At 48.7% G+C, this 12712-nt stretch carries 11 protein-coding genes; 10 read left to right on the plus strand and 1 reads right to left on the minus strand.

Annotation, left to right across the window (positions count from 1 at the left end; translation table 11 throughout):
• From AC1WIP_RS04205 to AC1WIP_RS04245, 9 genes are all read left to right on the plus strand, one after another.
• Window positions 1-1464, plus strand: a 1464-nt coding sequence (locus tag AC1WIP_RS04205) for a glucosyltransferase domain-containing protein (RefSeq protein ID WP_481140641.1), incomplete at its 5' end; no start/stop codon positions are given.
• 13 nt (window positions 1465-1477) lie between these two features.
• A complete protein-coding gene (locus tag AC1WIP_RS04210) occupies window positions 1478-2431 on the plus strand; it encodes a glycosyltransferase family 2 protein (RefSeq protein ID WP_481140642.1) in 954 nt (317 codons plus the stop codon).
• Window positions 2432-2440: 9 nt separating this feature from the next.
• Entirely contained in the window at window positions 2441-3568 is a 1128-nt protein-coding gene (rffA, locus tag AC1WIP_RS04215; protein WP_481140643.1) for a dTDP-4-amino-4,6-dideoxygalactose transaminase, read from the plus strand.
• An 11-nt stretch (window positions 3569-3579) separates the two neighbouring features.
• Entirely contained in the window at window positions 3580-5016 is a 1437-nt protein-coding gene (locus AC1WIP_RS04220) for a hypothetical protein (protein WP_481140644.1), read from the plus strand.
• Window positions 4985-6169: a DUF6044 family protein gene (locus AC1WIP_RS04225; RefSeq protein ID WP_481140645.1), complete on the plus strand. Its 1185-nt coding sequence runs from the start codon at window positions 4985-4987 to the stop codon at window positions 6167-6169. Before AC1WIP_RS04220 ends, AC1WIP_RS04225 begins: the two co-directional genes overlap by 32 nt.
• Window positions 6118-6771 carry a DUF6044 family protein gene (locus AC1WIP_RS04230; protein WP_481140646.1) on the plus strand — a complete coding sequence of 218 codons (654 nt, stop codon included), beginning with the start codon at window positions 6118-6120 and terminating at the stop codon, window positions 6769-6771. Before AC1WIP_RS04225 ends, AC1WIP_RS04230 begins: the two co-directional genes overlap by 52 nt.
• Entirely contained in the window at window positions 6768-8501 is a 1734-nt protein-coding gene (locus tag AC1WIP_RS04235; protein ID WP_481140647.1) for a hypothetical protein, read from the plus strand. Before AC1WIP_RS04230 ends, AC1WIP_RS04235 begins: the two co-directional genes overlap by 4 nt.
• A 34-nt stretch (window positions 8502-8535) precedes the next feature.
• Complete coding sequence (locus AC1WIP_RS04240) at window positions 8536-9600, plus strand: DUF6077 domain-containing protein (protein WP_481140648.1); 1065 nt, start codon at window positions 8536-8538, stop codon at window positions 9598-9600.
• A gap of 67 nt (window positions 9601-9667) precedes the next feature.
• Window positions 9668-10438 (plus strand): hypothetical protein, encoded by a 771-nt coding sequence (locus tag AC1WIP_RS04245; protein ID WP_481140649.1) that lies wholly within the window; start codon window positions 9668-9670, stop codon window positions 10436-10438.
• 46 nt (window positions 10439-10484) lie between these two features.
• Here the strand turns inward: AC1WIP_RS04245 and AC1WIP_RS04250 are convergent, their stop codons facing one another.
• On the minus strand, window positions 10485-11684 hold the full coding sequence (locus tag AC1WIP_RS04250) for an SGNH/GDSL hydrolase family protein (RefSeq protein ID WP_481140650.1): 1200 nt from the start codon (window positions 11682-11684) through the stop codon (window positions 10485-10487).
• A 257-nt stretch (window positions 11685-11941) separates the two neighbouring features.
• Between AC1WIP_RS04250 and AC1WIP_RS04255 the strand changes: the two genes are divergently transcribed.
• Window positions 11942-12712, plus strand: a 771-nt coding sequence (locus tag AC1WIP_RS04255; RefSeq protein WP_481140651.1) for a hypothetical protein, incomplete at its 3' end; no start/stop codon positions are given.

Raw genomic sequence — 12712 nt, forward strand, 5'->3', positions numbered from 1 at the left:
CTTTTGATTCATATGCCTGTCATGCTGTCGGATATTCCCAATCATGACGGCTTAGACAGCATGTATTTCGATCAGAATATGATTACCTCAGGCAGGTGGTTTTTGATGATTGCCTGCGGATTTTCCTCTTATTACACACTTCCCTGGCTCATCGGAGTGCTGGGCCTTGTGTTTTTGGCCTTTTCGGCAGCGGCGCTGACAGAGCTTTTGGAGGTGAGGGACTCTGTGGCCATAGTGCTTATCAGCGGGCTTTTGGTTTCCTTTCCGGCGCTGGCGTCCACCTTTGCCTATGTATTTACCCTGGACGGCTATATGCTGGCTCTTTTTCTGGCTATACTGGCGGTGCTTTTTACGAAAAAAAAGCGTCTGGGCTTTCTGGGCGGAGGCATCTGCCTGGCATTCAGCATGGGAACCTATCAGGCGTATGTGCCCGTTGCCATGCTGCTTAGCATTTACTGTATTCTCATGACGCTTATGGACACGCTGACCCTCAGGGAAAAGCTGCAAAAAAGTCTGCGCTATTTGTATATGGGCTTGCTGGGGGCAGGCATGTATTACGTTATTTTGCAGGTGCTCCTGCGGATTCAGGGAAAGGAGCTGGATACCTATCAGGGGATAAACACCCTGGAGAGCGCCGGGGCTTCGGGGGAAGGATTGATGGAGATGCTTGCCGTTTCGTACAGGGACTTTGGGGCCTTCAGCCTGAAGGGAAATGTGTTGTTTAACGGAGGGATTTCGGCGGCGGCAATTATAATTCTGGGGATTTCGGCAGCCTGGACCCTTACAGCGCTGTGCCTTCGGAAAAAATGGTGGAAGAATCCGGCATTTTTCGTTATAATGGCATTGTTGGCAGCTGTGCTGCCCCTTGTGACAAACGCCATTCTGTTCATTTCCCCGGATTTGACTTATCATCTGCTGATGCGGTATCAGTGGGTAGTGTATCTGATCGTCATGACAGCCTTTGTGAGCAGATACGCAAAAGCTTTGCCCGGGAACGGGGCTATGCAGTGGTGCGCCCTTTTGGGGGCAGGAGTTTTGGTGTTTCACTACGGCGTCACGGACAATATCGGATACTCTAATCTGGAAAAGCGTTATGAGAAAACCTATGCCTACTGTGTCAGGCTGCTGGACCGGATAGAGCAGACGCAAGGGTACTATCAGGGCATTCCCATCGCCATGGTGGGTGTGGTGGGGGATCAACAGTTTCCCCTTACGGATATCACGGGGGATGTGACTTCCAACATGATCGGCTTAAACGGAGACAGCCTGTTATACACCGGCAATAATTATGAGGCGTTTATAAAAAACTATCTGGGAGCTACTCTGAATTTCCTGCCTGCCCAGGCTATGGAGGATATTTATGAATCCCCGGAATATGTAGAAATGGAAAGCTTTCCAGGCAAGACATCCACAAAGGTAGTGGATGGAATTTTATATGTAAAGACGGAGAATGTGAATCACTGACGGAGGATAAAAAATGGCCTTGCTATCCATTGTACTGCCCGCTTATAATGAGGAGCAGAATATTTCCAATACGGCGCGTGTGCTTTCCAGTGTGCTCACGGAAAATCAGATCGAATACGAACTGGTTTTTATCAGCGATGGCTCCAGAGACGGCACCTTTGAAGAAATCCGAAAGGAAGCAGAGAGAGACCCTCGAATCAAGGGAGCGGAATTCAGCCGTAATTTTGGCAAGGAAGCGGGGATATTTGCGGGACTTGCCATGGCATCGGGGGATGCCGTGATTGTCATGGACTGCGATCTGCAGCACCCTCCGGGGGTGATTCCTGAAATGTGGGAGAAGTGGAAAGCCGGAGCTGAGATTGTGGAAGGGATCAAAAAAAGCAGGGGGAAGGAAAGCTTGGGACACAAGCTGTCAGCAGGGCTGTTTTATAAGATAATGAGCCGTCTGATTAAGATGGACATGAACGCCTCCTCGGATTTTAAGCTGTTGGACCGCAAGGTGGTGGATGTGCTGTTAGAGCTGCCTGAACGGAATACCTTTTTCAGGGCGCTGACCTTCTGGTCGGGCTTTCGCACGGAGACGGTTTCTTATGAAGTGCAGGAGCGCCAGTATGGAGAGAGCAAATGGTCTTTTTTCAGCCTGATGAAATACGCGGTGGCAAACGCAACCTCCTTCAGCACATTGCCGCTGCAGCTGGTGACGGTGATGGGAATGATTTCCATTTTATTCAGCGTGATACTTGCGGTACAGACTCTTGTAAAGTATCTTATGGGAACTGCTGTGGAGGGCTTTACCACAGTGATTCTTTTGATTTTGATTATCGGAGGGTTTCTGATGCTGAGTCTGGGCATCATTGGGCATTACATTGCAAGAATCTACGAGGAGGTCAAGGGGAGACCTAAATATATTATCAGCAGGGTGACGGACAATGTTCAGGGCAGTGTGCTTGGGGCATGGAAGAAATAGGAGGAGCTTATGATCAATTTTAATGTGCCGCCTTACGAAGAGAAGGCTGTAGACTATATCAGGGAGTGCGTGGAGAACCAGAAAATATGTGGGGACGGGCCCTATACCCACAAATGCAGTGAATGGATAGAGAGGCGGACGAAAACGGCAAAATGCCTGCTGACCACCTCCTGTACCCACGCCACGGAGATGGCTGCGCTGCTTGCAGGCGTGGGGCCGGGGGATGAGATTATTATGCCCTCCTACACCTTTGTGTCCACAGCGGACGCATTTGTGTTAAGAGGGGCTGTGCCTGTGTTTGTGGATATCCGGCCGGATACCATGAATATGGACGAAAATCTCATAGAGGCAGCGATTACAGACAAGACCAAAGCTATTGTGCCGGTGCATTATGCAGGGGTAGCCTGTGAGATGAATAAGATTATGGAGCTTGCAGACAAATACGGTTTGATGGTCATTGAGGATGCAGCCCAGGGCATCATGGCCTCTTATCAGGGAAAGGCGCTGGGAACCTTTGGGGACTACGGGTGCTTCAGCTTCCATGAGACGAAAAATTACAGCATGGGCGAAGGCGGCGCACTTTTGATCCGGGATGAGAAGAATGTGGAGGATGCGGAGATCATACGGGAAAAGGGAACCAACCGCAGTAAATTTTACAGAGGGCAGATTGATAAATATACCTGGGTGAATTTTGGCTCCTCTTATCTCCCCAGCGATATGAATGCCGCTTACCTCTACGCCCAGCTGGAAAAGGCCGATGAGATCAATGAGGCAAGACTTTCCTGCTGGAACCGTTATTATGAGAATCTTAAGCCTTTGGAGGAAGCGGGAAAGGTGAAGCTTCCTGTGGTGCCAGAGGGCTGTATTCACAATGCTCATATGTTTTATATCAAGGCGGCGGATTTGGAGGAACGGACTGCTCTGATCCAGTATCTGAAGGAGAATGACATTTTGTCCGTATTCCATTACATCCCGCTGCATTCGGCTCCCGCCGGGCGGAAATTCGGCCGCTTCCACGGGGAGGACAGATATACCACAAGGGAGAGCGAAAGACTTGCAAGGCTTCCTATGTATTATGGCTTGACCCTTGATCAGGTGGACTATATCAGTGACATCATCAAAAAGTTTTATCGCTAACGGAGATGAGTATGCAGAGGGCAGTCAGGCATATATCTGCCATCCTGGGCAGAGTGATTTTCATAGGCTTTTCCATCCAGATCGTCCTTGGCATGATCTGGATGTGTCTGAATTTTTCCAAGCTTGCGCAGTTTGGGGAGAGTCTTTTTTATGTGGAAATCAGCAAGAACTTTATATGCGACGAGTATACGGGAATCCTTTATCCCGTGCTTTTGCTTTTGGCAAGAGGGCTCAACAGGCTGACGGGGCTGCCCTATTACTGCGTGATGTATGTGGTGCAGCTGCTGGCAGCCTGCTATGCGGCCCACCGGCTTTTGATGGTGTTAAAAAAAACAAAGAGAGCCCTGAATCTCTGGGGGAGCCTGGCCGTTCTGACGCTGCCCATGGCTATGCAGTGCCATCTGGCCCTGCTTCCTTATTCTCTTGTCTCCTCCTTTTTTCTGCTGGAGCTTTGCATTTCTCTGGAGACGGTGCGAAAGGGTATGCTGCGGGTAAGGCAGATGGTAAAACTTGCGTCCTTCTGGCTTTTGTGCGCTCTGCTTTTGCCGGACTATCTGTTTTTGGGAGCTATTCCTCCGGTGCTTGTGCTTCTTTGGGGGCTGTTCCGGATTTTTGGACTGGTCCGGAGAGGGAACAGCCAGGAAACAAGACATCAGGACATTTGGCGGTTTGCCAGACAATTTGTGATTTTTTTGGCCTTTGCGGCAACGATCATAGGAATGAGCAGTCTGACGCAGGTAAAGGGATATTATGGAAAAAACGAAAAAAGCCTGGAGGCATGTCTGGTAAGCCGTACGGCGTGGACCAGTCTTATGTCCTATTATGAAGGCTTTCCGGAACAGCTTAGGGAGGTTTTAGACTGGGGAGATGTCCAAGCCAGCGCTTATTATGCAGACAACATGGCCCGGGTGTTCGGCCCAGCAGTGGAGGAGGCCCTGGGGGCGGAGGAAGCCCGGGAATTTTTCCTTGCCCTCTCCAAACAGGCCTGGGAGCAGAACCGTGCACATATTCTCCATGAGATTGCCTGGGATGCGGCGGCGTACACAGTCTCTCCCATTGCGCTGCAGATGCAGCTTACAGGCAGAGGGTATGATTCCTATTCAGGGAGAAATTATGAGATCATGCGCCATTACACGCCGGTGCTGTCCCGGATTTATATGGATTACAGCTGCTGGTGGTTTGCAGCAGCGCTCTGCCTGGGGGCGATTCTTGGGGTATTTTGTATTTTTCTGGACAGGAGCCTTATTTCAGGCAGAAATTTCTTTTCGGTCCTTATTTTGGGGGTGTCCTGTGTGGGACTTATCCTTTGGTATACCATGCAGGGAGCAGGAATGATGGACTATAAAAATACCATAGGGGTGACTTGTGTGTGGATGGTCTTCAGCCTTTTGCTGATGGAGAAAGGGATGGGTGTGTATGCCAGCACGGAAGGAAATAAAACTGCATAATATCTGTTTTTTTCTGGGCTTTGGCGCCGTCTTGGCAATGCTTGTGCCTTATCTGATCTTGGGGCAGGACGCCATTGTAACCTATCATGATCAGCTGGACGGAGAGCTGATCGGCTATATGCTGCAGGCGAAGCATCTCTTTGACGGGAATCTCCTGCCGGAATTTATGAACGGAGCCGACAAAACTGCACTGACGCTGCCTGCGCCCGGATTTGTGCTTCTTTTTTTGGTTATGCGTCCTTTTTGGGCATTGGTGTCCATGCAGCTTCTGGGAAGTCTGTGCGGCTATGTGGGAATGTACCTTCTGACAAGGGAAATTCCAAGAGCACATCCGGCGGCTGCCATGGCTGTGGGAGTTCTATACGCATACCTGCCTTTTCTGCCGGTATACGGGCTGTCACAGTATGGTCTGCCCCTGCTTTTCTGGAGCTTCCTTCAGCTGCGGAATAAAAAGCACAGAGCCTTTGCCTTTGGGTATAGTGCAGTGTACGCCTTATGCTCTTCCCTGGTGCTCATCGGCTTTGGAGTGATCGGTATGGGACTTTTGTGGACGCTTCTGCCCAGGCAGAGGGGGCTCCGCCGCCTGCCTCTTTTTTGCCTTGGGATGATGACGGGAATCTATGTAGTGGAAAATTTCCGCCTTTTGGGACAGCTGCTTGGGTGGATACCAAGCGTGGTTTCCCACAAGGAGGAATATGTTTTGACGGCGGAGCCCTTTTGGAATAGTCTCCTTACGGGCTTTCTACAGGGAGGGCAGCACAGTGGAGACTACCACCAGTGGATTTTTGGGGGAGCTGTTCTTGCCGGGGTGTTTTCTCTTCTCACCGGGGCTTTCCGGCGGGAAAAGGAACGGAAGATTCTGGGGGCTATGGGGATTTCTCTCGGGGTGATTTTTCTGCTTACTCTGGTATCTGCCCTCTGGGACAGCAGCCTGGGAATTTTGCTTCGCACAAGGCTTTTGGTCCTGGGAGCTTTCCAGGCGGATCGGCTTTTGTGGCTGGCTCCCTGCCTGTGGTATCTTTTGCTGGCCTGTGAGCTGGAGCTTGGGCTTTGCCTGCTCCATTTTGTGAGAGGGAAAAGAGGGCCCTTTCAGGCAGCCTTTTGGCTGGACGGTTTCTTGCGGGGGCAGGACTTTTTTGTTTTGCAGCCGTGACAATTCTAACGGGGGTGGATGTTTTAAGAAACAGCAATCTAAAGCCCAATGTGCAAAAGCTGCGCAGCCCCGACTATGGTCTTTTGTCCTTTCGGGATTATTACGCCATAGGCGTGATGGAGCAGGTGGAAGCATATCTTTTGGAGCAGACAGGACAAAAGCCGGAGGATTATCGGGTGGTGAGCCTTGGCATTGACCCTGCCGCCGCGCTTTATCAGGGATTTTACTGTCTGGACGGATATTCCAATAATTATTCCCTGGAATATAAGCACAGCTTTCGCAGGATCATCGCTCCTGAGCTGGAAAAAAGCCAGTATTTACAGGAATATTTTGATGATTGGGGGAACCGTTTGTACTTGTTCTCGGCAGAATGCCCTGGCTATTATACCATAGAGAAAAACGGATTTTATTTTCAGGATTACGCCCTGGATGTGTGTCCGCCCTTAAGGAGCTGGGAGGAAAATATCTGCTTTCCGCCGCCTGGATTGAAAATGGGGAGGAGACGGGGCTTAGGCTGGTCAGAGAGGAGCCCTTTGAGACCCAGGACAGCTATTACCGTATTTTCTTATATGAAATTTTATAAACTTGTGAGGCGCCCATGAAAAGAGGAAGGTTAAAAGAAAAAAGCTGGGAAATTGCAGCCATACTGCTTTGCGTGATGGTGCTTTCCTTTGGCATATCCCAAAAGGAAGGCTACCACATGGATGAGCTTTTGAGCTTCGAGCTTGCCAATGGGGAGTTTAATCCCTGGATTGTGCCCACCCAGCCTCAGGGGAGACTGGCTAAGTTTGTGGAAAACGAGATTCGTGGGGAAAGTCTTTCCGAAACTATGGGAAACCTCTGGAGCACATGTAAGGATGTGATACAAAACAGGGGAAACAGCAAGCTTTTGTCCTATCAGGCGGATGTCTATGAGGAACCGGTGTGGATCAGCGCGGAGGAATTTTTGGATTACATTACCGTGGATGATAAGGACGCCTTTAACTACGCCTCCGTGTATTTCAATGTGAAGGATGACAATCATCCTCCGCTGCATTTCATGCTGCTGCACACAGTGTGTTCCTTGTTTCGGGGGCAGATCAAGCCATTCATGGGCTGTGTGATCAATCTGACAGCAGCTGTTGGCACGATGCTTCTTTTGATGAGGCTGGGACGGCAGTTTGCCTGCCTTTTTGGGATGTCTGCTAAGGCGCGGCTTTCGGGAATTCTAGCAGCTCTTTTCTATGGGCTTTCCACCGGGGCCATGGCCTGTGTGCTTCTTATACGGATGTATGGGGTATTGACCTTTTTCTGCGTGGCGCTTTTTTATATTTGTATGCAGAAATGGCAGCAGAGTGGGTTTGAAAAGAAAAATTTCAGGCTGATTGCAGTTACGGTGCTTGGCTTTTTGACCCAGTATTTTTTCCTGTTTTACTGTATTTTTCTGTTTCTTCCCCTGGATGCAGGGCTTCTTTGGAAACGGCGTTTCAGAGAATGCCTTTGCCTGGTGCGATCTATGGTGATTGCGGCCGCGACAGGCATTTTACTGTTTCCCTTTGCTCTTTCGGATGTGCTTTCCAGCTCCCGTGGGGTGGAGGCCCTTGAGAATCTGGCCGCCGGTGTTTCCGGCTATGGACAGAGACTGTCCGCCTTTTTGGAAATCCTGGTCTCCAGAACCTTTGGGAATCTGATGTGGATTTTATGCGCCATGGGGCTGTGCTGCGCAGTGTGGGGGCTTGTGTGCCTGCGAAAGAAAAAAAAGCCTCTGGCCGAAATCTGCCTGCTTTTCGTACCTCCTGCGGGCTATTTCTTTTTGGCGGCCAGAATGTCCCCTTATCTGGTGGATCGGTATATCATGCCGCTGTTTCCCTTTGTGTGTCTTTGGGGCGCCCTTGTGCTGGTTTTGTGGCTGGGAAAGCTGGAGAGCTATTTTGGCAATAGGAAGGGCATTTTTGCGGGGACAGTCTGCGGCATCTGTCTGCTTTGGCAGGTTCTTGGGCTTTTTGACTATGACGGCAGCTATCTTTATCGGGGTTACGAAAAACAGGAGGAGCTTTCCCAAGAGTATGCGTCCCTTCCCTGTATCTGCGTCTATGAAGGAGTGGGTTATTACGAGAATCTGCTGGAATTTACTCATTATGAAAAAACCCTTCTTGTGCGTCCGGGTGAGCTGATTGAGAGAAAGGACAGGGAATCTGTGGCCTCTTTGGAGCAGGCAGTGGTTCTGGTAAAATCTGAGGCGGATTGGGAAGAGGTTTTGACTGTGATGGAGGAGGTCTACGGCCTGTCTCTCAAACAGGAGCTTCTTGCGGACAGTGTGTATCAAGATCGAATCTTTTTGCTTGGAAAGTGAGGGCTGCTTTGCTGCCCAGGGCATGGAGAAGAAAATGTTAATGACGGTGATAGGAATTTTGATTTTATGTATATGGCTTTTTGTGATTCCCATTTGGGTGGGAGAGCTTTTCGTGGGCGCAGACAGGCTGGCAGGGAGACTTCCCTTCCGTCTGATAAACGGGCAGCTTTGCCTGTGGGGCGGGTTTCAGCTTTTATGCGTTCCCCTGGTGCTGGCCCAAAAGGATTACCGATTTTTCGTCAGGCTGTTTTTGGCCTATACGGTGGTTCTTTTGCTTGGGGCTGTATTCCTTTTCCTGAGAAGAAGAAAACGGCCTGCTCTTTATGTGGTGCGGGAGCACAGCTTTAAGGAGAGAAAGGTAGAAACAGCAGCCTGGATTTTGTTTTGGGTTTTGCTGCTTTTCCAGCTGGTGCAGGCAGTTGTGATGACCTATGCGGACGGAGATGACGCTTATTATGTGGCCGTCTCTTCCATAACGGAGAATGCAGGAACCATGTACCGCAAGCTTCCCTATACGGGAGGCACCACAGAGCTTGATGCAAGGCACGGGCTGGCGCCTTTTCCCATCTGGATTGCCTTTCTGGCCAGCATATCGGGAATCCGTACCGTCAGCGTGGCGCATGTGGCGGTTCCCGTGGCTTTGATTGCCATGACCTATGGAATCTTTTATCTGATCGGAGAAAAGCTTTTTGCCAAAAGACGTGAGTGTGTCCCTGTATATTTGATTTTTACACAGCTTTTGGTGCTGTTTGGAGATACCTCCTTTTACACTGTGGAAAACTTTATGATTGCCAGAAGCCGCCAGGGGAAGGCTGCTCTTGGCAGTATCATCATACCGGCCCTGTTTCTGCTTCTTTTGCTTTTGCTGGAAAAGATTCAGGAGAAGGAGAAAATTCCTCCGGGGTTTTGGGTTCTCTTGGGAGCGGCCATGACTGCGGCCTGTCTTTGCAGCACCATGGGAGCATTGCTGGTCTGTATGCTCATGGGAATCACAGGGATATGCGCGGCGGCCTGCTTTCGAAAATGGAGCGTGCTGCTTCCTATGGGCTGCTGCTGCATTCCCTGCGTGGGCTTTGCAGTGCTGTACTTGCTTTTGTAAAGAAATGATTGGGGAGATGGTGTAAGAGGTGCAGCCCCCCATCGAGTTCGTATAGGAGGAAAGCCTTATGTGGAGTGAGATAACCACATTGTTTCGGGACTATATGGGAACCGGTCTGATTGTGATCTGGTTTTTTGTTTCGGCCGTATATCTGTTTGTGGTGGAAAAGAGAAAGCATATCAGAATCCTTTTTTTGTATGTGCCTGCCATCTTATTGCTGTTTTTTTTCAATCCTTTGTTTGCGCGTCTGGTATACAGCGTTGCGGACAGTGAGATTTATTACCGGATTCTTTGGCTTCTGCCCATCACACTGGTGAATGGCTTTGCGGCCGCGCGTCTTTACGGGCAGCTTAAGGGGAAGGGCAGATATGTGCTGGCAGCATGTCTTGCGGGGATAATTGGGGTATCTGGCAGCTTTGTGTACAGCAACCCTTTTTTCAGCAGGGCGGAAAATCTTTACCATGTGCCTCAGAGCGTTGTGGACATCTGTGACGCCATAGAGGTGGAGGGGCGGGAGGTGATGGCTGTTTTCCCGGCGGAGCTTCTGCAGTATGTGAGGCAGTATTCTCCCGTGGTATGTATGCCCTACGGCAGAGAGATTACAGTGGAAAGGTGGAGCCACTCAAGTGATCTCTACGATGTGATGGAGGCAGAGGTAATAGACGCCCAGGCGCTTTCCCAGCAGGCAAAGGCGGAAATGTGCCATTATGTGATTTTGCCTCAGGATAAGGAAATCAACGGAAATCTTGAGGAATTCGGATATGTGGTTTTTGGAAGCACACAAGGGTATGTGATTTACCGGGACACCACTCCGGAGTGGTGGAATTTCCAGAGCTGACAAAAAAAGAAGAAAAATAGAAAATAAGGGAAAAAACAGGGAAGGCTCAACTGCCTTCCCTGTTATAGTAATTCAAAGCATATTCGAAGCGTTCGGCAACCCTTCGTCTGCCCTCCACATTTAAATGGAGATTGTCGATGAGGTATTCACTGGCGTTGTCCTCGGTGATGGTTCCGTATAGGTTGTCCACAAAGGAGACGCTTCGGGTAGCACAGGAGGCATACTGTCTGATCACATAGGTGGACAAAACATCCTGTCCGTAGCGCTGAATATCACTGCTCACATATTCACCCTCCTCATTTATGGCAAAGGCGTAGGTGGGCGACATGACAATAATGCGGATATTGGGATAGGTGGACTGCAAAAGCTCGATTCCAGCCTCCATATTTCCTGTAAACTGCTGAATATCCGTGGAATTCTGGTCGCTGTACATTTCATGCCCCGCAAGATAATCGCTGGCATCATACATAATCACTACCACGTCCACCGTGTTAAAGTCAAGCGTCTTTAAGGTGTTGTATACCTCATCGCCCTCAGGGGGATAATCCTCACCCATCACCTCCTTGGCATCTTCATAAAAATAGTCGATGGGCCCGCCTGTGGCCAGAGTGCAGAGCCAGTAAAAATTAAAGGCGTCCATGGGATAATTCTGGGAATCGATCTGGGGTGAAAGGGCCGCCAGATAGCTGCCGCTTACAGAACAGTTATAGACAACCGCTCCGGTGAGCTCTTCAATCATAGCGGCCAGGCTGTCCTGAGAATCCCTGTCATCGGCAAAGGGTGCATTTCCAAAGGCTACAATAGTGGTGACGCCGTCATCCACAGGCCCCTCCTCGGTTCCGCCTACCAGCGGAAGAATCTCATCCAGGGTGTCCTCGTAGGTGCCCGGTCCATCCTTAAAAATTTCTTCCAGATCTACTTCCACACCCCAGTTGAAAAACTTGAACAGGATGGCGCCGAAAAAGACGATCACTGTGAAAATCAGGATCAGGTGCATATTGATGGGAAAACGTTTCTTTTTTAATGGTTCCTCAAAAAACTCATTATCGTCGTATGCCTCTTCCAGCTCCTCAGAGGACTCCGAATCGTATGGTTCCTCTGAAATGTACCCGGCGGCGTTGTCTCCATCCGGATGCGCCGGGGAAAAATCCTCTTTTTCCAGGTCAATAATTTCAATATCAGGGATGTCATTATCAGAGATAGAAGCGGTGTGAACCTGCTCCCGGTTTCCTTTATTTTGTTTCATATTACCTCACATTCTGCGATGCCGCTTCCATTTCCAGGGTAAAAAAGTTGTATTTTATTTTACTATTATGTGGGAGGAAAGTCCAGATTATTAGAAAATTTTAGAAATGTTTAAGTTTTTGTTTAAACTTTCGAATGAATCGGGTAATAATCCGTTTCCGCAAAAATTTCTTGATGATACTAAATATATCAATTATAATAATGTGTAATGTTCAATTAAAAATATGAATTCGGGTTTTTATACCGTGCGGGGGGAAAATGGCTGGAAAGAAATTTCGACTTATGCAGTTTTTTTATGGGTGCTTTTTTATAAATATAATATCGGTTCTTGTCCTTGCAATCCTGGATACTCAGAATAATCTTCCCGTTCATAGCATGCTGATCTTCCCACTGCTTGTTTCAGCTGTAATTTTTCTTGGAAGCCTGCTTGTTTCCAGACTTACCTATTCCTGTCTTGCCAAAATATTAAAATCAAATTGCACTTTAATCCTTTTTCTGTGCTTTTATTTTTTTGCGCTGTCTGCCATATCTATATTTTCAAGAGCAATTCCCGATAATGATCATTATGAGGTGTATAGAGGGGCGTTATATGCGGCGGGGCTGGCTGAGGAAAGCAACTGGGAATATTTTGCGAGATGTGATAATAATATTATTCCCATGCTTTTGCTCAGCATAATAATTCGTGTAAATCAATTTCTGGGGTTTCCCGAACCATATTACTTGGCTGTTTTCCTGAATGTATTCCAGGTTGCAATTACTATGTACTGTGTATTTAGGCTTTTGTCCGGGTATGTGAAGCAGAGACAGTTTTTTTTTCTTCCTTGGATTGGCGTTGGCTTGATAGGGATTTTTATGCCCGTAATCGGCCACACGCAATCAGTATATACGGATGCAATGAGCTTTGCATTTGGCATAACGGCATATTATACATGGACAAAAGTAAATCAATATGAGAAAAAAGTCTATAAAAGTTTATTTATTCTCTTATCCGGCATTTTGTGGGGGATGGGGGCTGCAATTAAAATGACA

The sequence above is a fragment of the Acetatifactor sp. genome (assembly GCF_982438285.1).

Coding starts and splice junctions, on each gene's coding strand:
- AC1WIP_RS04210 (WP_481140642.1), top strand. CDS start 1,478: ATGGCCTTGCTATCCATTGTACTGCCCGCTTATAATGAGGAGCAGAAT.
- AC1WIP_RS04245 (WP_481140649.1), top strand. CDS start 9,668: ATGTGGAGTGAGATAACCACATTGTTTCGGGACTATATGGGAACCGGT.
- AC1WIP_RS04225 (WP_481140645.1), top strand. CDS start 4,985: ATGCCAGCACGGAAGGAAATAAAACTGCATAATATCTGTTTTTTTCTG.
- rffA (WP_481140643.1), top strand. CDS start 2,441: ATGATCAATTTTAATGTGCCGCCTTACGAAGAGAAGGCTGTAGACTAT.
- AC1WIP_RS04235 (WP_481140647.1), top strand. CDS start 6,768: ATGAAAAGAGGAAGGTTAAAAGAAAAAAGCTGGGAAATTGCAGCCATA.
- AC1WIP_RS04250 (WP_481140650.1), bottom strand. CDS start 11,684: ATGAAACAAAATAAAGGAAACCGGGAGCAGGTTCACACCGCTTCTATC.
- AC1WIP_RS04240 (WP_481140648.1), top strand. CDS start 8,536: ATGTTAATGACGGTGATAGGAATTTTGATTTTATGTATATGGCTTTTT.
- AC1WIP_RS04220 (WP_481140644.1), top strand. CDS start 3,580: ATGCAGAGGGCAGTCAGGCATATATCTGCCATCCTGGGCAGAGTGATT.